The organism is Methanosarcina sp. WWM596 (assembly GCF_000969965.1).
Lineage (GTDB): Archaea > Halobacteriota > Methanosarcinia > Methanosarcinales > Methanosarcinaceae > Methanosarcina.
Genome location: NZ_CP009503.1, coordinates 2,649,323 through 2,669,479, shown reverse-complemented (window position 1 = coordinate 2,669,479; position 20,157 = coordinate 2,649,323). Strand labels below are relative to the sequence as shown.

At 41.5% G+C, this 20,157-nt stretch carries 20 protein-coding genes and 2 pseudogenes; 10 read left to right on the top strand and 12 right to left on the bottom strand.

The features are described from left to right. Positions 1–315 precede the first annotated feature (315 nt). Entirely contained in the window at positions 316–717 is a 402-nt protein-coding gene (locus tag MSWHS_RS11685) for a pyridoxamine 5'-phosphate oxidase family protein (protein WP_048129781.1), read from the top strand. A gap of 399 nt (positions 718–1,116) precedes the next feature. Continuing rightward, positions 1,117–1,419 (top strand): hypothetical protein, encoded by a 303-nt coding sequence (locus MSWHS_RS11680; RefSeq protein ID WP_048129782.1) that lies wholly within the window; start codon positions 1,117–1,119, stop codon positions 1,417–1,419. Between the two features lie 129 nt (positions 1,420–1,548). On the opposite strand, the gene MSWHS_RS11675 is transcribed toward MSWHS_RS11680, so the two are convergent. Next, positions 1,549–2,529 carry a methanogenesis marker 2 protein gene (locus MSWHS_RS11675; RefSeq protein WP_048129783.1) on the bottom strand — a complete coding sequence of 327 codons (981 nt, stop codon included), beginning with the start codon at positions 2,527–2,529 and terminating at the stop codon, positions 1,549–1,551. A 358-nt stretch (positions 2,530–2,887) separates the two neighbouring features. Here MSWHS_RS11675 and MSWHS_RS11670 point away from each other — a divergent pair, with 358 nt between their 5' ends. Further along, the gene (locus MSWHS_RS11670) at positions 2,888–3,064 is read left to right on the top strand and encodes a 4Fe-4S binding protein (protein WP_048129784.1); all 177 of its coding nucleotides are present in this window, start codon (positions 2,888–2,890) and stop codon (positions 3,062–3,064) included. 126 nt (positions 3,065–3,190) lie between these two features. Here the strand turns inward: MSWHS_RS11670 and MSWHS_RS11665 are convergent, their stop codons facing one another. The 6 genes from MSWHS_RS11665 to queC form a co-directional block, all read right to left on the bottom strand. Next, positions 3,191–4,120 (bottom strand): radical SAM protein, encoded by a 930-nt coding sequence (locus MSWHS_RS11665; protein WP_048130676.1) that lies wholly within the window; start codon positions 4,118–4,120, stop codon positions 3,191–3,193. Positions 4,121–4,511: 391 nt separating this feature from the next. Continuing rightward, on the bottom strand, positions 4,512–5,486 hold the full coding sequence (nifB, locus tag MSWHS_RS11660) for a nitrogenase cofactor biosynthesis protein NifB (RefSeq protein WP_048129785.1): 975 nt from the start codon (positions 5,484–5,486) through the stop codon (positions 4,512–4,514). Positions 5,487–5,703: 217 nt separating this feature from the next. After that, entirely contained in the window at positions 5,704–6,057 is a 354-nt protein-coding gene (gene queD, locus MSWHS_RS11655; protein ID WP_048129786.1) for a 6-carboxytetrahydropterin synthase QueD, read from the bottom strand. A 114-nt stretch (positions 6,058–6,171) separates the two neighbouring features. Then, positions 6,172–6,939 carry a 7-carboxy-7-deazaguanine synthase QueE gene (locus MSWHS_RS11650; RefSeq protein ID WP_048159097.1) on the bottom strand — a complete coding sequence of 256 codons (768 nt, stop codon included), beginning with the start codon at positions 6,937–6,939 and terminating at the stop codon, positions 6,172–6,174. Then, positions 6,940–7,500 carry a DUF366 family protein gene (locus MSWHS_RS11645; RefSeq protein ID WP_048129788.1) on the bottom strand — a complete coding sequence of 187 codons (561 nt, stop codon included), beginning with the start codon at positions 7,498–7,500 and terminating at the stop codon, positions 6,940–6,942. A 93-nt stretch (positions 7,501–7,593) separates the two neighbouring features. After that, positions 7,594–8,289, bottom strand: coding sequence for a 7-cyano-7-deazaguanine synthase QueC (gene queC, locus MSWHS_RS11640; protein WP_048129789.1), 696 nt, complete (start codon positions 8,287–8,289; stop codon positions 7,594–7,596). A 212-nt stretch (positions 8,290–8,501) separates the two neighbouring features. On the opposite strand from queC, the gene MSWHS_RS11635 reads away from it, so the two are divergent. Then, positions 8,502–9,002: a metallophosphoesterase gene (locus MSWHS_RS11635; protein ID WP_048129790.1), complete on the top strand. Its 501-nt coding sequence runs from the start codon at positions 8,502–8,504 to the stop codon at positions 9,000–9,002. After that, complete coding sequence (locus MSWHS_RS11630) at positions 8,995–9,387, top strand: putative zinc-binding protein (RefSeq protein ID WP_052722707.1); 393 nt, start codon at positions 8,995–8,997, stop codon at positions 9,385–9,387. Before MSWHS_RS11635 ends, MSWHS_RS11630 begins: the two co-directional genes overlap by 8 nt. Positions 9,388–9,436: 49 nt before the next feature. Here the strand turns inward: MSWHS_RS11630 and MSWHS_RS11625 are convergent, their stop codons facing one another. The 5 genes and pseudogenes from MSWHS_RS11625 to MSWHS_RS11595 form a co-directional block, all read right to left on the bottom strand. Continuing rightward, positions 9,437–10,138: a metallophosphoesterase gene (locus MSWHS_RS11625; RefSeq protein ID WP_048129791.1), complete on the bottom strand. Its 702-nt coding sequence runs from the start codon at positions 10,136–10,138 to the stop codon at positions 9,437–9,439. A 160-nt stretch (positions 10,139–10,298) separates the two neighbouring features. Then, complete coding sequence (locus MSWHS_RS11620; RefSeq protein WP_048129792.1) at positions 10,299–12,227, bottom strand: hydantoinase/oxoprolinase N-terminal domain-containing protein; 1,929 nt, start codon at positions 12,225–12,227, stop codon at positions 10,299–10,301. A 238-nt stretch (positions 12,228–12,465) separates the two neighbouring features. Then, positions 12,466–13,403: pseudogene (locus MSWHS_RS19430) on the bottom strand (transposase); the annotation flags it as partial. Positions 13,404–14,031: 628 nt separating this feature from the next. Then, positions 14,032–14,865, bottom strand: coding sequence for an ABC transporter permease (locus MSWHS_RS11600; RefSeq protein WP_048129796.1), 834 nt, complete (start codon positions 14,863–14,865; stop codon positions 14,032–14,034). Then, a complete protein-coding gene (locus tag MSWHS_RS11595; RefSeq protein ID WP_048129797.1) occupies positions 14,862–15,851 on the bottom strand; it encodes an ATP-binding cassette domain-containing protein in 990 nt (329 codons plus the stop codon). The genes MSWHS_RS11600 and MSWHS_RS11595 overlap by 4 nt, the downstream gene beginning before the upstream one ends. Positions 15,852–16,892: 1,041 nt before the next feature. Between MSWHS_RS11595 and MSWHS_RS20450 the strand changes: the two are divergent. The 5 genes and pseudogenes from MSWHS_RS20450 to MSWHS_RS11575 form a co-directional block, all read left to right on the top strand. After that, positions 16,893–17,078 (top strand): annotated as a pseudogene (locus MSWHS_RS20450) (IS5/IS1182 family transposase); the annotation flags it as partial. Positions 17,079–17,365: 287 nt separating this feature from the next. Further along, positions 17,366–18,772, top strand: a complete 1,407-nt coding sequence (locus MSWHS_RS11590; protein ID WP_048129798.1) for an ammonium transporter — start codon at positions 17,366–17,368, stop codon at positions 18,770–18,772. A gap of 1 nt (position 18,773) precedes the next feature. Continuing rightward, positions 18,774–19,121 carry a P-II family nitrogen regulator gene (locus tag MSWHS_RS11585; protein ID WP_082088177.1) on the top strand — a complete coding sequence of 116 codons (348 nt, stop codon included), beginning with the start codon at positions 18,774–18,776 and terminating at the stop codon, positions 19,119–19,121. 77 nt (positions 19,122–19,198) lie between these two features. Then, positions 19,199–19,630: a hypothetical protein gene (locus MSWHS_RS11580; protein WP_231585409.1), complete on the top strand. Its 432-nt coding sequence runs from the start codon at positions 19,199–19,201 to the stop codon at positions 19,628–19,630. A 114-nt stretch (positions 19,631–19,744) separates the two neighbouring features. Beyond that, complete coding sequence (locus MSWHS_RS11575; RefSeq protein WP_369798542.1) at positions 19,745–20,113, top strand: Hsp20/alpha crystallin family protein; 369 nt, start codon at positions 19,745–19,747, stop codon at positions 20,111–20,113. Positions 20,114–20,157: the final 44 nt, after the last annotated feature.

Sequence of the window (20,157 nt, the reverse complement as noted above, 5' to 3'; positions counted from 1 at the left end):
GAGGCTATAAATTCCCGCAATTCTGCCCTGCTTATAGTTCCACTGATTATTAATTTTAATATTAGTTTGAAAACCATTGCTAAAGTTATTATAAATAAGTAATTGTCCGGCTTCTACTATTTAAATTTCCTTAGCCTAGATGTAACCTATAAAAAGATCCCCAGCTTAAAAAGAAGGATATTCAATAAAAAATAGGAAGGTCCCATTAAAAACAGGGATCTCCAGCTTAAAAGTATCCGCGGGGCAGGTAATGGCCCGAAATCCGATCAATTTTAAAGTACATTAAACTTAAAAAAATCACAGGGGAAACTGGACATGGTAAAACTTCCTGCAGATGTAAAAGAAGCACTTGCAAATCAACAGGTTGCCTCCCTGGTAACCGCAGACAAAAAAGGCGTTCCAAACGTATGCCTAATGGGTTTTGTAAAAGTAAGGGACGACGAGACTCTTATCATGGCAAACGTTTTCTGGAAAAAGACCGAAGCAAACCTGAAAGAAAACCCGAAAGCTGCCCTCAGCGCTTACATGCCACCCATGAAAGCCTACCAGATAAAAGGCAGTGTAGAGATGATCGACAATGGCCCCCTTCTGGATGAGGTTAAAGAATGGGTAGCTTCCAAGATGGCAAACCTCAAACCAAAAGGTGCAGCCCTTCTCCATGTAGAGGAGATATACAGTGTTTCTCCCGGCCCGAGTGCAGGAGAAAGGATCTCATAAGAGTTTTTCAAGCAGGCATCTCAAACGTTTTTCATCTTTATTTTTCATTTTTCCTGAAAGAAAGCTTTTTGGTTCAGAAAAAAACTTTATAATTTATTTATATATAAGAATCTTACTTTTGTACCTGATCCTTATAACTGTAGATACAACTCGTAAGAAGCAACCATAAATATGATTATACTTATCATAGTTCATGCAAAAAAGAGATATGACTGGCAAGCCCTTCTCCAGATCATAAAAAAGAGATTATAACATTACTTTGAAATCATTCTGATATACCTTATCAATTACTTTAATATATGTAGACAAAATTTAATTCGATTTAACCCGATTTGAATTAGCTTACTATCTGGAAAATAAGATCCAATAATTGCAATCAGTAAAAGAAGGTGACCCCTGGTGCACAAAACACTCAACCTTGAAGATTTAATCGACAAAAAGAAGAGAGAGAATATTGAGACAGATGCCGATCTGGAGTATGAAGAACGCTACGACCTGATTATCCCCCCTGGAACGGTTGTGTCCATCATCTACGATATCGTGGAAGAATATGGTCTCGAACCCGTAACACGGAAGATGCCTATCAATATTGCAAACAGTGAAGAAAGGGAAATTCTTGTCCTTCGTGGCCCACTTGAAAAGGTTCAGGCTGCAGAAGAATTTCTCTATAAGGAAATGGAGGCCTGGATCGAAGACAAGTAAACCTGCACAGGCCCAGTCAGAAGAGAATAAAAACCGTAGACGCAGGTGCTGGATAGGTAAAATAACAACTTTTCAGCAAATAAACATTTTTTATTTGAAAGAAGTACCACAAATACAGAGGGGTTCCGATTATTCGGAACCGATGCCTGTAATACTGTCTTTAGAGAAGTCAAAAACAGTTACTCTGCCTGTTTTATCGTACATATCGAGTTTTGAGCCCTCTTCGATTTTTCCTATAACTGCAGTTGTGAGCCCTGCCTTTTCAAACACATCTACACACTCTTCTGCTTTTACCGGGTCTGCAGTAAATAAGTAGCCTGTTCCAGGGTGCACTTTCAGCCACTGTTCAAAGTCCACATCCACGGGTCGGGGAACTTTTTCCAGATCCACTGAAGCTCCCACCTTGCTCGTCTCGCAAAGCATCCCGAGAGTCCCTATTAGCCCTGGATTACTGATATCCTTACCAGCGGTTGCAAGCTTTCTCTTTGCTATTTCCTGGGTTACAAGGTAGCTTTCCTTTACCACTGAAGGCTCTTTGAAAGAAGTCGTGTCCCAGCTGTAGGGGGAATTTGGACCGATTTTTCCATCCATGTCATAGGCTGCAATTACCAGATCTCCGGGGCAGGCAGTATCACTCCTGATTACGCAGTCTCTTTTGACAATCCCTATGATAGCAACGGAAAGAGAATTGTACTGTGTATCGGGATGAACATGCCCCCCTACTACAGGAACTCCGAATTTCCTGACCCCCGCGGCCAGCCCTTCCATCAGTTCCCTGCAGGCCTTAGGAGAATTCGCAGAGGCAATGTCCACCATGGCAAGAGGCTTTCCGCCCATAGCTGCAATGTCATTTATATTAACGACAACCGCCCCGTACCCTGCCCACCAGGGGCTTGCATCCAGCAGCCTCCCCCATATGCCGTCTGCTGCAAAGAGGATAACGTCATCTCCTCCAATATCGATCACTGCAGCATCGTCCCCAAAATCAACGATAGCATCCCCATATTCCGGGCGGACGGCTTCGAAGATGGAAACTATATCCTCGATCTGTTTTTTTCGGGTAACCCCTTCGAAATTCTTTATCCTTTCTGCTAGTTCTTCAAGGTTCAATCAAAGGCTTCCTGTTTGTTTTTAATTGTATCACTGCTGGTTAAACAATAAATTAACGGTATGACCACAATAAGCAAATTAGCAATAAGGCCAGAATAAACTGATAATATCTAATGTCAAGGTCGCTATAAGTTACAGAAACTAATGGTAAAGTCCTAGTATTTAATGATAAACTTATTTCAGGTCAATGCGAGGATTATAATCAGTACGTAATTCGGGTTATCCTTTATCTGTTTTTTCTTTGTTTCAGGAGACGAAAGCGACAGCTTTTTATTAAATAATTATATCCTAGTATGTCAACCTAATATAATTTGAAGTATATAAAAATCTCAATTTGATGAAATCAGGAGTGAAAAACATGGTAGCTAAAATCGATGCAGACGCCTGCACAGGCTGTGGAAGCTGTATAGATGAATGTCCTGCAGCTGCAATCTCCCTCAGTGATGATGATATTGCAGTTGTAGACGAAGATGAATGCCTTGACTGCGGTGCATGTGAAGATACCTGCCCGAATGGGGCAATCACAATCGAATAAATCTGTTCAGTAAACTAAAACCTTTTAAGCAGATTTATAAGCTGTTTTAAAAAACCCTTTGGCGGAGTTTTTCTGACTCCGCTCTTTTATACATATTTTTCCTGTATTTTTTCCTTTATTCTTCCTTTATTCTTCCATTCCCTTCGCAGTTTTTTTCATCTCTACCTCGGTCTGGATTTTGATGAGCTTTCTGCGCTCCTCGCTCATCTGGGTCATGTCCTGATCAATATAGCCATAGGCATCAGCCCTACACTGCCTGCAGTGGCGCATCTGCCTTACATAGGGTTCACAGGCGTCCTGTGCCGCCTGCCTTTCTTCCGGGGTCGGGGCTCTTATGTGAGCGAAAGCCCCCTGGGGGATCAGGGGCATGATATTCATTATATATACGTCTCTTTCCCGGATCTTTTTTGCAATTTCCATCATGTGCCGGTCATTGATCCCCGGTACAAATACGGTGTTGACCTTGACAATGAGCCCTGCTTTTGCAGCAGCCTCGATACCTTCAAGCTGGTTTTTTATCTGGATTTTTGCCCCTTCGACTCCTTTGTAGGTCTTGCCGTGGTAATTTATGTGATCACAGATCTGCCCCTGAATTTCGGGGTCAACAGCATTGATGGTCACTGTCAGGGTCGCGACTCCAAGCTTTACGAGCTCCGGGAGTTTTTCTGAAAGCATAAGTCCGTTTGTACTCATGCAAAAAGTAATGTCCGGAAACTCCTTCCTTATAAGCCGGAGGGCTTCGAAAGTCTCTTCGTTTGCCAGTGGGTCACCGGGCCCTGCAACGCCAATCACTTTGATAAAGGGGTAATCGGAAAGGGCTTGCTTTACTTTTTCAAGGGCTACGGATGGTGTTAAAACCTCCATAGTCACCCCCGGTCTGTTTTCATTTATGCAGGCAAAGTCTCGGACACAGAAGTTGCACTGGATATTGCACTTTGGGGCCACAGCAATGTGCATTCTCCCAAATCTGTGCCTGGCCTTTTCGCTGTAGCAGGGGTGCTCAGCTATGATTCTATAACGTTCTCTTTCAAAAGTTATGTTTTCTTCTTCGGACAAATATTTTCCTCCGGCAGTTAAAGGTCCTGGCGCAAGGGTTCGGATGCGCCCGGGAAGAGTAAAGAAAATGTGCTTTCTTTCCAATTATGCATTATTATGCATAATATATAAAGCATCCTTTTTTGTGGCTTCAAAGCTTTTTCCAGGTGCCGGATATTTAGAATGTTTACTTATGCAGCTCTTCTATAGAAAAGTTGAATTTATCCGGCTCAATACTGTATAAAGATGAGCCGAAGAATTAAATGTACCGAAAAAAATATGCACTTTATAAAAATTGGGATTCTTTAATCTGAATAATTCCTGTTTAAAGATAGAAGATATTCCTGTTTAAACCTTCAGATAGAAGATATTAGACTTCAGATTTCAGTCTAAAATCTTCAATCTGATTTTCTCAGTCTTTTTCTTCCTTGTCGTTTTCGGTAAGGATCTCTTTTGCTTTTTCCATCTCTTCTTTTGTCTGGATTTTTATAATATTCCTGCGCTCTTCGCTCATCTGCGACATGTCCTGGGCAAGGAGTCCGTAAGCATCGGCCCTGCACTGTCTGCAATGGCGCATCTGCATAACGTAAGGCTCGCAGGCTGCCTGAACGTCTTTCCGCTCTTCGGCTGTGGGGGGTTCAAGGTCTGCAAAGGCACCCTGGTTAATCAGGGGCATGACATTCATAATATAAACCCCGAGTTCATTGAGTTTTTTTGCGATCTCGACTACATGTTTGTCATTGATGGTCGGGGTGAGCACGGTGTTGACTTTGACAACAATTCCTGCATCAACAGCGGCTTTTATTCCCTGCAGCTGGTTTTTAATCAGGATCTCTGCAGCTTCAACTCCCCTGTAGACCTTACCATGGTAGACTATATGGTTTACGATCTTTGCCTGGATTTCTGGATCAATTGCATTTACCGTAACCGTTAGTGTGGAAACTCCCACGCGCAGCATGTCCTGCAGTTTTTCGGGAAGCATGAGTCCATTTGTACTCATACAGAGTGTTATTTCAGGGAACTCTTTTCTTATAAGTTCAAAGGTCTCAAAGGTTTCATCATTAGCCAGAGGGTCTCCTGGACCTGCAATTGCAACGACCTTGATGAACGGATATTCTGCCAGGATCTGTTTTGTCTTTTCAAGAGCTTCCTCCGGAGTCAAGACTTGACTTGTAACCCCTGGCCGGCTCTCGTTTACGCAATCGAATTCCCGGACGCAAAAGTTGCATTGAATATTACATTTTGGGGCCACAGCCAGGTGAATTCTCCCGTATTTATGCTGGGCGTTCTTGTCGTAACAGGGGTGCTCTGAAATCTTTCTCCGGAGCTCTTCCCCGAGTATGGGGCCGTTATTGGGCTTGTCTATAGATTGGTTTTTTTCTGGCAAATTATTCTCCTCCGTTCAGAATTTAAAAGTGAAGTAAAATCTCAGTAAAAGGGGATATTAGGATATTTTAAGCATTTATGATGCAGACCCTTGATATACATTTTGGAATCATTTAGAGGTATCTTTAAACCTTTTTTGTAATATTTTTAAGACTATTTCTTAACTATTGCGGAATCCGATACGAGTAATAATGCCTGATCTATTCGAATATACCTATTCAATCCGAAAAATTATCCAGTTCGCACCACTTACCTTTTCCTTCCCAGACTCTCACAAGAAGAGGAAAGCCGAACCTTTCCAGAAGTTTGGAATGGATATGCTGGCAGAGATGTTCAGCACTGGGGAACTCTATGATGTCGTTTAACAGGGTATGGTCATATCCCTGGAGAGTTTCCTTTATGCCTTTTTTCAGGTCATAAAAATCAATTACCATCCCGTTTTCCCGGACTTCTCCTTCTACCACTACCTCTATTTTGTATGTATGACCATGTACTCTTCCGCATTTCCCGTGTCCTGGAAGGTAATGGGCGCTGTCGATATAATCAATAATTCCCAATTTCATATTTGTCATTTTATTAACCCCTTTTTGATCTAACTACTTCTGCCATTAAACCGTTTGCTGTCTATTGATTCTAGTTTTTCTTTTTGAATGTTGTTCTAAATTTAATCTGATCTTCTGTTATGGTTATAAGCACCCCCACATCCTGTGAGTCTGAGGAATGATTCGCGTGTCGATTAGTTCAAGCAGGGTTTTCTGCAGTTTTATAATGGCCTGCACAGAGGCCTGTGTAAACCGTGAGGTCCTTACCGCACTACCAACTGGCGTTTCTGGCTGGAGGATTATACAGGATACATAGGAAGCTATTGCTTCTGCAGCCAGAACCACAGTTTCAGGTTTTGTTTCCCTGCCTACAACAATCTTGCAAAAGCAGTCTCTTGAACTGTTTTTTCTCAAGAGCCTGAAGCACTCAATCGTATTTTCCACATGCACCTCCCGGGCCTCGGGGAGAATTTCCCTGAGAGCTTCCGGAAGTTTAAAGTCCCCTGCAACATATGCGATATTTTCACGTAACTTCCTTGCCTGCTCCGGCAAAGTCATATTGGATTCAAGGTATAGAGGTACGGAGAGGTTCAGTCTTTCTATGAAATCTGCATGCAAGAGAGGCTCTCCTCCTGTAAGGGATACAGAATGAAGTTTTTTGAAAGGCTGCAGCATGGATTCCAGTTTTTCTACACTTAGGGGGTTTGGGACCTTTTCGAAAATACCACTTCCCTCGACGATTTCATAATCGCAGGTCCCTGGATTTCCAAAGTTCGTATCACAATAATTGCAATTAAGGTTACAGCCTGAAAACCGGACAAAAGCCTGCCTTGTACCAACGTGAGGACCTTCTCCCTGTACTGAGCAGAAGACCTCTCTTATGGGGGTGGCTTCATAGCTTGAAAAGGACATTTATACCACCCCCAGCGGGCGAGATTTTCGGAGATCCTTTTCGATGTCCTCAAATTCCCTTACGTAAGCTTCCCCTATTTCCTGCATGAACCGCACAATGCTTTCATCGTCCCCTATTCCGGCTTCTTTCAGGTTTCCATATACATCATGGGAAACGTTGATCCCGAAGTGGATCTTCTGGGAAACGGCAGAGGTGCTGGCAATTGATACAGTCAATTTTTTCCCTTTTAGGAAAAGATCATCTCCTCCTCTTGTGGTGTGGATTCCCAATCCAACAAGGTGTTCCCTTACAAGGGCGGTAAAAAAGCGCTGACGTGCATAGACCAGTTTAAGGTCAGTAGAATCAAAATGTTCTATAATGAAACTCACCATGTCTTCGGACCAGATAGACTCGTTTGCCCTCCGGTCTTCAAGGTCAATCATGTGCTCGATTTTTACATCACATGTACCTCTGAAAACAATAATCGAGTCTTCCTGCACTCCGAAGCTGTTGTATGCCCAGAGGGAATAAATCTGGCTCCCGTCGTAGTCAAATTTTTCGGGTAGGATAATGCACTTCATAGAGATCTCCCTGTAACTCTTTTTGTAACGCATTCTATTGTATTCTATTCAGTGTCATACTCTGTAGCACTCTTTCTGGATGATTTTTCAGATTTAGATTCCAGACCTTTCCAGAAGCGGGTCTTTTGCACCTGCGTTTTTAAATGCTCTGGCTCTTCGCACACAGCTTTCACATTCCCCACAGGGAGATTCTCCCCCGTGGTAGCAGCTCCAGCTGTATTCCAATGGTGCCTTTACTTCAAGAGCCTTTTTTACGATCTCTGTTTTTCCGAGTTTGATAAGGGGAGCCAGTACCCGTACTCCGTTATGAGTTGAATAAGAAAAGGCGTGGTCCATTGCCTGTACATAGTCCAGGGAGTTGTCAGGGAAGGTCCCGGCTTCTTCTCCATTGAAACCCACCACCAGGTAATCACAGTCTCTGCTTTCGGCAAAGCTTCCTGCAATATTCAACATGACCCCATTCCTGTTCGGAACCCAGACAGCTTTTGCAGTTGCTTCGGTAATTGCGGCAGGAGCTGCTTCATCAATATCTTTAAAGGACAGAGCAGGAACGTCCTCTTTCCTGTTTACGAGGGATGTATGGGTTATTTCTGCAAGCCAGTCTAGCTTGATGACCCTATGTTCTATTCCGAAATGTTCACAGACCTTTCGGGAGTTCTCGATCTCCCGCCCACATGCCCGCTGCCCGTAATCGAAGGTAAGTGCCATCTCAATTTTCAGACTCTCAGTTGCAATCGCAAGAGCTGCAACCGAATCAAGCCCACTGCTCAGAAGGGTTATAGCTTTCATTTTTAACTCACTTACTATAATTTTATGGGAAATTTCCCGATATTGGATGCTCGTCCAGGATGGGAGAGGTATTCTTCAGATATTATTTCGGTAATACCTCTAACTTATATTTAAAAATAACTGCCTTTCTGGTAGGAGCATCTCCCTTTCTGAGAAACCCGGGGCATGTATTAAATATTCAGAACGTCTAATATTAAAGGAGGTGGGATTACTTGATAGGAATTATTTCGGATTCGCACGATAACCTGACAGCTATCCAGAAAGCTGTGGATTTCTTCAACAAAAAACAGGTAAAAGCTGTGCTGCACGCAGGGGATATTATTTCTCCTTTCACGATAAGGGCCTTTAAAGAACTAAGTCCAAAACTCTATTTTGTCTTCGGAAACAACGACGGAGACAGAGTAACCCTTACAAGATGGTTCGAGGAAATAGGAGCCGTCTCTTGCGGGAATTTTGGGGACCTGACGATTGAAGGGATGCATATTGCCCTCCTGCACGGAACAAACGAGGCGCTGGTCAAAGCCCTTGCCAAGTCCGGGGATTTTGACGTAGTGATTCGGGGCCATACCCACGATCCGGGCGTTAAAATGATCGATGGGACCCCTGTGATAAATCCAGGGGAATGTTCAGGGGTGCTTTCAGGAAAAGCCACTGTTGCAATCCTTGAGATTGCAAACCTGAACGTTGAGATTACAGAACTCAAGATTGACTGATCGTCCCTCACTTATATATAATTATTACATAAAAAGAAGAAATACCCTCATTTTTGCCTGTTCAGGTCTCTCGAACACCGGAAAACTTACCATGCAGGCAGCTTCAACTCTCACCTTCAGGAGACCGGATATTTATCGAGCTGCTGCTGCGCACAAAGGAGTTGAAGCAACAGAAAATGCAGCCTCCGAAAGCTTCAGAATTATGGCTCTTGATGGTTGCACTGACAGGTGTGATACAAAAAAGCTCGACGAAGCCGGAATACAGGCTGATGTTTCCCTTATGGTCACGGAGCTCGGGATTGAAAAAACCAGACCTTCGGATGTAAACCCAGAGTATATAGAAAAAAATTATCCGGGCTATAAAAGAATTAAATCAATTATATGAATTTGTGATTTTATCTTAATCTTTATTTTTTAACCGGGTCCCTTTACTTTTAGTATCCCCTTCTGAGAATGTCTGTCAGTTCCTCTGCATGCGGCATTCGTTCTTCTATTTTCGTGCAGACTGCATCGATATCATACTCAAGTCGGAAGATTTCAGTTTCTCCGGTTTCTGTGTTAAAGACTGCACAACTTGCCCTTGTGTCCCTGTCTCTTGGCTGTCCCACAGAACCCGGATTTATGATTGTCAGGTTTCCCAATTTCCTGTTCATGGGAATATGTGAGTGCCCGACTACGAGGAATTCGGCATTAACAGGTTCCATCGGGTCTGCAAGCATTGCCATGATATCTTCATCCGAAGTCTCAGGCTTTATGTATTCAAACATAGACCTTGGGCTTGCATGGGTTAAAAAAAGCTTCTTTCCATCGATCTCTTCCTTGAGGACGAGAGGAAGATTCTGCAGATATTCCATATATGACTTATCGAGAACTTCCCACGTATATTCCCGGGTTGCGATTGAGAGGTGCTTGTACTTATATCCGCACTGGCAGTCCATCTTAAAGGCAACAGCGTTGTCGTGGTTGCCCCGGATAGTGGGAATTCCTTTTTTTTTCAGGAGGTCTATGCATTTGTCCGGGTCAGGCCCGTAGTCCACTATATCTCCAAGGCAGATTGCCCTGTCATGCGGAACATCAAGGACTGTCTGGAAGGCTTCAAGGTTTGCGTGGATATCGGCTATCAACAGGACTTTCATGTTTTTCTCCTTTCTAATAATAGGTTATAGTTTCTATATGGCTAAAAATTGAAATGGCCTGGTCTAAAAAAATGTGGGCCTAATGATCCTTGTCTACTGATTTTAGTCTGTGGATCTTCAAAATGAGAAAGAAAAGAGCCTGAAATCCGAAAAATTTGTTTCAGTCAGGCAGCCTTCGCATTCCTACCCCCATTACCAGTAGATTTGTTTCCATAGGGGGATGGGTCCAGCCCTCAGGTGAGATGGTCTTTTTATCAATGGAAACATCAACCTGGTTTCCACTAAGACCGCAGTCTTTCATATAGTCCGTAACAATCTTTTTTCCGAGTTCTGTTGCTGCGTTCAGGGCTTCTGTGTATGAATCAAACCTTAGCCTTCTTCCGGGCGCAAAGACTAAAAAATCAGCATCTGGAGACACCAGGCGTGCAGGCCTGATCAGAATTTCCACTCTTTTGATGCCTTTTCCTGCAAGAGCTCCTACTGCGTTTCCTACTTCGGCATGTTCGGGAACGAGAATTTCAGCGTCTATGAATTCTTCGAGTTCTTTCCTGTGCGCTCGCACAGGGCCACCGAGCAGGACAACAGGGATTCCAAGCTTGAACTTTGCAGGGTAGTTTCCATCCAGGATTTTTTCAATGGCTGTGTATGGCACTCCTTGCAGGAGATATGAAAGGAGAGAAAGCACCATGTTCCTTGCCACCCTCTTTTTTACGGCAGTGCAGAATTCCCCAGGCGTCATGCGCATGAGCCTCGAAAGCCTTTCAGCCCCTATTCGGGAGGCTTCTTCGTTCCAGGCTGCATAGTTTCCAAGCACATGTAAAGCATCAGTTGGTGTAAAACCGATTGCCTGGACAAGGCGCTTTTGAATAAGGGAGTCCAAGGTCTGAGGGAGAAGATCTTTTCTAATAAAGGCTTTGATCTCTTGCACGGAAACTGGTTCATCTCCGATTGCCCCCAGCACTTCAACTTCAGCTTTGCTCAGTTCGCCTGCCGGGTAGCCTGACCTGACAAAAAACTTTGTGGGCTGGATATTTTCGCCGAGGTCTTCTCTGGCAGGGATGGAGGTCCTTTTAAGGTTATTCAGAAAATCCGGGTACTGCACTGCAGCCACTGCGAGGGGTATGACTCTTCTTGGCCCGAGGAAGAGTTCCCTGTCCACAGTCCATATATGGCTGTCTCCACCTGTAGCTGTTGTCTCCATCCGGATTGCCCGAACCCGCGTCTTCCAGCCACCCACAATTGCTCCTTCATCACTCAGGTCAGGGACTCCCATACAGATTGAGGAGATATCGGTACTTGTCCCTCCCACATCCACAACCGCACAAGTTTTCAGCCCTGAAAGGTAAGATGCACCTACGAGGCTTGCTGCAGGGCCTGAAAAGATAGTTTCGATTGGTTTTTCCAAGGCATCTTTTATCCCTACCACCGAACCATCGCATTTTAGCATAAGAAGCTGGGCATTAATTCCCAGTTTTCTTATCTCTGCAATAATGGACTGTACAAACTGCCTGGTTACAGGGATCAACTGTGCGTTCAGAAAAGCTGTAACTGCCCTTTCGTAGGCTCCCAGTTCCTGCGAGAGTTCGTGCCCGCAAACCGCAGGTAGCCCTGTAAGCTTAAGTATGGAGTCCCTCACTTTAAGCTCATGTTCAGGGTTACGTATGCTAAAATAAGAAGATACGGCAAAAGCTGATACTTTGTCCTTTACGCTCAGGGCAAATTCATCGATAGCTTCAAGGTCAAGAGGGGACACCTCTTCTCCGTTGTGGTTATGCCCTCCTTTAGCAAAGAGCACATGTCTTGTGGGCAGTTCTTTCTCAAGGGGATGATCCCCTATGAGAATAAGGGCTACGGGAAAACCTGTCCCTTCAAGGATAGTATTTGTGGACAGCGTGGTGGAAACCGAAACAAGTTTTACGTTTTTGAGATACTCCGAATTAAGACCCTCAATTACCTTTTTGATACCGGCAAGGGGATCAGGATAGGTAGTAAGAGCTTTATTTGAATCTACAATTTCCCCATCCGAGTCCTTTATGAGCACTGCATCGGTGTAAGTACCCCCAGCATCAATTCCAAGGCTATAATGCATAATGAAAATAACTCCTTTTTCTAATTATTTTTGTTTTTTAGTTATTTTTTAGTTATTTTTTAGTTATTTTTTAGTTATTTTTTAGTTATTTTTTAGTTATTTTTTAGTTATTTTTTAGTTATTTTTTAGTTATTGAAATGTGATACTTCATTGAAATAATCAGACTATGTTAAAACTAACGTGGGTAAGGTATACCAAACATAAGATAAAAGGAATTGCTTTATGGTGCTTTTTTTTCTTAACTCTCAGCCAAGTGTTTTAACCCCTTTTTGTCACTAATAAAGAACGCAGTAATTGTCCCTGTAAAAAATATGTCCAAAAAGAAGTATTCTTTTACAGAACGCATCGTATATCGGTATAAATTCTCCATATTGCACGTTTTTTTGGTTAATTTAAATACATCCTCAATGAGAGATCTAATAGGCTTAAGTCCTCCCCAATTTTCCATCAAAGCTTTAAATTTTGCTACAAGTCTTGTATACATTTTCTTTTATTCTTCCGCATTTCTTTTTGAATCAAATATGTTCAGAGGATAGCTTAACATGTCGAAAAATTTATAATAATTACAATTTATCCTTAGAAAAATAATCGGAGCTATTTTGTATTTTGCTATTCCTATTACATAATTTTCATGTGAAAAATAACCTTTATCGAAATAAAGTACATCTCCTGGTCTTATTTTCTTTCTTCTCTTTAGCTCTTCTAAAATCTGGGGATAAACCGTGTATTCACTAACATTTGCTTCATTAACGATGAAAGCTAAAGGTTTTAAGCTTGGATATTCCATGGCAAGACTCAGTTTCATCCCTATGAAATAACCTCGATGTTTAGAGTGTCCCCATTTAAATTCTCGATCTTCTAGCATCTTTTTGCTAATTTTTCTCTAAACCAATTAAGATCAAGATTGATGTCTGTGCTATCGATTATGATATGGCTTAAACCTCATTTACACCGAGAACAGATATTGTTAAGTAATCCAATTACAAAGTTGATAAACTGCTCTGAATCAAAGCCACTCATGATATTGTATACTTCATTTTCAGAAGGTATTAACGTTATTTTCATAAATTTTCGTAATTTATTCTTTTCTTCCAATTCTTTGACTACATAGGAAATTTCAAGGCAAAAATACATGCTCAGAATGACGATTTTTAGGGCAGGTATTGATTTTTCAAAAGATAATTGTGAAAGAATTTCATGCATCTTCGGTAAAGAGAGAATCATGATAAATTGCCCTATTTCTGCGATATATCTCGAAAACATATATTGATCTGAAGTTGGAACAGGGTATCGATTTTAGTTTCGGTGTTCGAAATTTGAGATTAATTTTTGCTCTAAAATCGATAACATACAGGCAAGAAAATTCCTTAACCGAAGACGCATGGAAAGAATTTGCTTGGTGGATCGTAAATCAAAAACGTTTAATATCTCTGAAAACAATTTCCATTTGTAATCTTCGTTTATTGGGATAAGCAGAGGTTTCACAAACAAACACTAAAAGAGGATTATAAGCCCACTTCAATAAATTTTACGAATTTTAACGACATGAAATTGAATTTTAAGCAAAAATAAAATTTATTTTAAAAAAAAACTAATTTTAATGGTATTTGAGGGAATAAAACATATATAATACTTATTGTGTCATAAGATTTTTTAGGTCCTTAAATTGCTGATCACTGTGAGCATTAAATTAAGAGCACTAAAGCGATTATTTATCTCTACTCTGAAAAATTCAGGTAAATCCTAGTTTAAAATTGGAGTGCCAGATAAAAAAGTGAAAAAAAAGGAAATTAGGGTAGTTTATTTACACATCCACCTTCTCGAACCTCCAGAGTGCCGTAGATAACATTACGGAGGCGAAGAACAGAAGGCCCAGGAAAGATATGATGATATCTGCTGGAGTATACATATAGTGAATACCCATTACAGTAAAGTTATTCCCTAAAGCAAAGTAACGGATTCCATCTGCCAGAAGTGTTAGCGGATTAAACATTGAGAGAAACCTGAGGACAGCAGGGAAGGCATCAATGGGATATAATGCATTGCTTATAAAGAACAGGGGCATACTGAACAGGGTAAGAATAGACTGCATTCCTTCAGGGTTATCAATTGTGATGGCAATAGAACCTGAAAGGAAAAGGAAACCCAAAGAGAAAATTCCTACAAGTAAAAAGATGCCTGTAATTGAAATAAGAGTTTCAGTAAGTGTATACCCCGAAAAGAAATCCATTCCAATCAGTTTCCCAAACCCTATTATTATGAAAGTTTGAATAAATGCTTTCGTTACGCCAGAAAGCCCGACACCCAGGATGATGTGAAATCTGGGTGTCGGACTTGCGAGAGTTTCCCTTAACAGACTAAACTTTTTGTCAAACATAAGAGAAGTCCCACCAAAAAGGCTGCTGAACAGCACATCCATAGCAATTATTCCTGCGCCCATATAGGAAAGGTAATCAACATTCCGTACCCCTTCGAGGGGCGGGATCATAGCGGTCAGCTGGTCAAAACTACCTGACATTGCAAGTCCGAAAAATGCCAGCCACATCACAGGCTGGATCAATGAACTAATAAGCGTCGATTTGAATCTGAAAAACTTCACCATTTCTCGCCAATATATGGCCTGAAATTCGAAATTCATTCAGAGACCCCCTCGTTGTTTATTCCTTCGCTTTTTTCCTGCGGTTCTCCTTCTCTCAAACCATGCCCGGTGTAGTGAACGAAAACATCATCCATGGAAGGCTTTTTGATGTTTATGGTCGTAATTTCTATTCCTGCCTTTCTGATTTTCTCTATAATTTGAGGAAGTACGTGAGTTACATCTTCTCCGATCATAACCCTCAGAGATTTTGTATCTTCGGTTACGGTTTTTACTGACCCCATTGCTCTTAAAATCTCTGCAACGGTTTCATTATCATCGGTTTCCAGATAAATAAGGTCTTTACCGAGTTTGTTCTTTAATTCATCTGCTGTTCCGGTTACGATAATTTTTCCATAGTCAATTATGCTAATCCTGTCACTGAGCTGATCGGCTTCTTCCATATAATGGGTGGTCAGGAATATCGTAGTGCCTTCTTTCTTAATCTCTCTCAAATAATCCCACATTCTCATTCTGGTCTGGATGTCAAAACCTATTGTTGGTTCATCCAGGAAAAGAACTGCAGGTTTCGTCATCAATCCCCTTGCAAGCTCCAGTCTTCTCTTCATACCACCACTCAGCTCTTTTGCCAGGGTATCCCTTTTGTGTTCAAGCTCCGTTAGTTTTAAAAGCTCTTCAATACGTATTTTTCGTTCTTTTTTCGGCATTGAATAGATCTTACCGTGGTATTCCAGATTCTCACATACAGTCATTTCGTGGTCAAGGCAAAGCATCTGAAAAACAATACCAATTGACTGTCTTACATATTTTGATTCCTTTGCCACATCATACCCGTTTACTTTAGCTTCTCCTTTCTGGATCTTCCTAAGAGTCGTAAGAATATTAATCACAGTACTCTTGCCTGCTCCATTTGGACCAAGAAATGAGAAGATTTCCCCCTCTTTCACATTAAAACTGATATTATCAACGGCTTTTATAGAGCCATATTCATGCTCAAGGCCATTGACCTCTATGACATTTGCGGTCACTTATAATCAACTCCCTTCCCACTCCGTATTGAACTTACTCTATCACTCTGACTAAACCCCACTTTAGAGCGATAAGAGACACAAGATATTTGTTGAAACAATTAAGTTCGGATAAATATCAAGATAGTTTTACACAAGTAGTTGTAACTCAGTAGGTTTATATAATTAGGAAACATAGATCCTAAACTAATATTCCATAAGCTCCTTGTTTTCTGTTTTAACTGTAGGGGGGATAATTAAGATCCTGCTTAATCATTCTTTATTTCGTGGATTGAATGTCCAATAAGTTTCTCGAGTTTGGTTTTTTTAAAATATTTTTTTCCATAACAATTTTTATTCAATAGGGATCAAAAATAAAAAGGAGATATCTTTATATAAAGGGATTTTACTTGAAGGAATATGGGATACTGAAATATAAAGGGATTTTACTCAAAGGAATATGGGATACTGAAAAACAAAAAATTTCCTTTGGGAAGGGATAAAAAGAGACTGAAAGGGTTACGGACAAATATAAAATAAAGTAATACGGACAAATATAAAATAAAGTAATACGGACAAATATAAAATAAAGTAATAAGTTTTCATCGTTATTTACAATCCCCCACTTTAGATACCTGTAATTGATGAAAACTCAAGAAAAGTCGAGACGGGAATTCCACTGCATCTTTTATAAATAAGGTCAAGACTGAACATTGTATCCTGTATATTGATCTACTTTTTTGATAAATACATTAGGCCCTCTTAAACTTACTATTTAACTGGAACTTATTTTCCATTTTTTTCTGCTAATTAAACCAGATAATAGTTCCCCCAAAAAAAGTACATCTTATTTTTGATATAAAATCGAATTAGGGCCTTAAAAAACCGTAAATATTATTGAAGAGGACGTACAATCCGCCTCTGGCAATATATTATGAAAGCTCCGCTTATACCACTAAACAAAGATTTCAGATGAAAATTGTTATCCGAAATATTAAACGTTTTTTATATGAGATCTTGCAGACAAATTTTCACAAAGAGGAGCATTCTGCCCCTCCATAAAGATCTGTGAGATCAATCATAAAAGATGTATTCAAATTGGCAAAGAAAGCGTACTCTATGGAAGATTTACATAGATATACGAGGATTTCGGTCCAAAATTACTGTTCTTTAGCTGTACTTTTAGTGGGGATAACTGTAAATTACGGCATTAATGAAAGAAAGGAATTACAAGCCTTCTCTGAGTAACGAAGTAAAGAGGAGGCTAAAATACATATTTCTTGTAGCTACTTCAGGCACTTACAGTAATATGTGGATCGGAGTTTATACTGAAATAATCACGTTAGAGCCGGATTAACAATATATTGCAAGCCTGAAACCCAAACATTTCGATTTTTTTGATTATGCTCGAAAAGCAACTTGTATTGAGTGAACAGAACAATGAAATTGAAAGACATTATCGAAACTTATAAATAGTATAAAGTATACAAGCACTTACCGGTTGCCGATAGGAAAAAAGGAGGCAAAAGAACAGTATGAAAAATGTGCAAGGAATAGGAAAATTACTGATAATTACCTGTATGATGCTTATAGCGCTGTCCTCACCGGCATTTGCTGCAACGGCGGAGGAAAACGCAGAATCCATTGAAGAGGTGCAGACTGCACTGACTTTCGTATGGCTGCTTATAGCAAGTGGTCTGGTATTCTTTATGCATGCAGGCTTCTCCCTCGTGGAAGTGGGGCTTACAAGGAGCAAAAACACTGCAAACATCTTGATGAAAAATTTCATGACGGTTGTCATCGGTATCCTGGTCTACTGGGCTGTAGGCTGGGGCGTAATGTACGGGGCCGATGCGGCAGGACTTATAGGAACTAACCAGTTCTTCCTGGCAGGTGCGGACAACGCGCTCTGGAATGGATGGTTCTTCCAGATGGTCTTCGCTGCCACCGGAGCAACGATCGTTTCGGGAGCAATGGCTGAGAGGACCAATTTCAAGGCTTACCTTGTTTACTGTGTCCTGATGGTTGCAGTTATTTACCCTGTATATGGACACTGGGTCTGGAGCGGGGCTGACGCAGCTCTCCTAACCGGAGCCGAAAGCCCGATTGTGAAGGCAATCGGAGTCGCAAGTCATGACTTTGCAGGTTCTGGAGTCGTGCACTCAATCGGAGGATATTCTGCTCTTGCAGGTGTGCTCCTTGTGGGCGCAAGGATAGGAAAGTTCAAGGATGGAAAAGCCATACCTATTCCGGGTCACAACCTGACCTTTGCCTTCCTGGGAACCCTGATTCTGGCTCTTGGGTGGTTGGGGTTCAACGGTGGGAGTACCCTTGACGGAAACGATCCCTACATGAACCTGGTAATAGTCAACACCTTTCTGGCAGCAGCTGCCGGTGCGGTCGTGACCATGGCCATCACCTGGATGAAAACCGGAAAGCCTGACCCATCACTCAGTGCAAACGGGCTCCTCGGTGGGCTTGTAGCAGTCACCGCTCCCTGTGGTTCTATATCAAACTGGGCAGCTATTGTAATAGGAATCGTAGCCGGTATTATCATTTATGCCGGAGTCATGTTCAACGAAAATACACTGAAACTGGACGACCCAGTCGGTGCAATCGCCGTACACGGATACTGCGGAAGCTGGGGCCTGATCTCTGTGGGGCTCTTCTCCATAGGAATCGGAAATGGAATCCTTGCAGATGCAACATACGCTGCTGAAGTGCCAGGGCTCTTCTACGGAGGAGGAATCAGCCTGCTGTTGATCCAGTTAATATCAGTACTGTGTAGCATTGTCTGGGCTTTTGGGATCTCGTTCATAATCTTCAAAATCCTTAACGCCGTAATCGGACTCAGGGTATCTGCAGAAGAAGAAATACTTGGCCTGGACATCAGTGAACACGGAATCAGAGCATATCCCGAATACCTGATGAGGGAGGAATAAAATGGCTAAAATGTACAAGATCGAAGCGATAATAAAACCCCTGAAACTGCATCAGGTAAAGGACGCTCTGGATAGTGCCGGGTTTCCAAGCCTGACAATTATCGATGTTAAAGGGCGTGGCTTGCAAAAAGGGATCGTGCAGCAATGGAGAGGAAAAGAATACTGTGTGGACCTTCTTCCAAAAACCAAAGTAGAAGTAGTTGTGACTGAAGATAAGGTCGAAGAAATCATACAGTTGATCCAGAGCACGGCATATACCGGAGAAATAGGGGATGGAAAAATATTCGTAATCCCTATTGAAACCGTAGTCCGGATAAGAACCGGAGAAAGGAATGGAGATGCCCTTTAACCAGGCACCTTTTTTTCCTTCTTAACCTTAATTAATTATCAAATACTGGAACGATTCAAGGAATGAGGTAAGATACCATGATGACCGAATTCAAATCAGAAACTCCAACCCTTGAAATCCCCCGCGGATACGGCATGTCTGTAATTAAATTGTACTTCTGGGTAGGACTGATTTCCGCAATCCTGCTAAGAGGTATAATCATAGTTGACCATTACAGTGTTTTTTGGGGAAAGGCAATATGGTATCTTGGAGTTGCAGGTTACCTCTGGTTCTTTACACACAGATACCATATTGCGAAGCGAAGGTGTAGCGTAGTTCAAGACCTGGATCTACTTGAAAAAGTGAGGACCAGACAGAAACTTTCAGAAAAAGACCTTGAAGGAATGGAATATCTGCTCTGGAGTCTTTCCGTATCAAAAGAGCGTGCAAATTACCTTGTAATCTCAGTGTTCTCAATAATAGCACTTGCTCTGTCCTTGGGGCTTGATCTGGGAATCCTGAAACTCTGAAAAAGATCCCCCTTACACAGGAACCATTCAATATTTTCCCTTTTTTTTGCAATTATGGCATATAATAACGTTTTTCAGCTATACTAAATTTTATATTAAAAACGTGGTCCAATTTTGAAGGGCCCTCAAATAGATAAGATACATATAAATATCTTAATTGGCGATTTTATTTGGGGGAATATTATGGCGGACATTTTGAAGTTATCACCGGCTATTTGTGCGTATCCAGACGATACATATGAAAATTTGAAAATAGAAGTGGTTCTTCCAGGAGTAGAAAAGGGAAATATTTCTTTTAAGGTTGTGGAAGACGGTTTTTATGTAAAAGCCACCAAAGAAGGGGTTGAATATGCTGACAGTTATGCAGTATGCTGCCCTATAAACCCGGAAAAAGCTACTGCAAGCTATTCAAACGGAGTCCTGAAAGTCACTGTTCCTTATCAACAACCTTTTGAAAATGTAGTGGACGTAAAAATTGAGTAAATAGATATTTGATACGGTTAAGAACGTAAAAATTGAGTAAATAG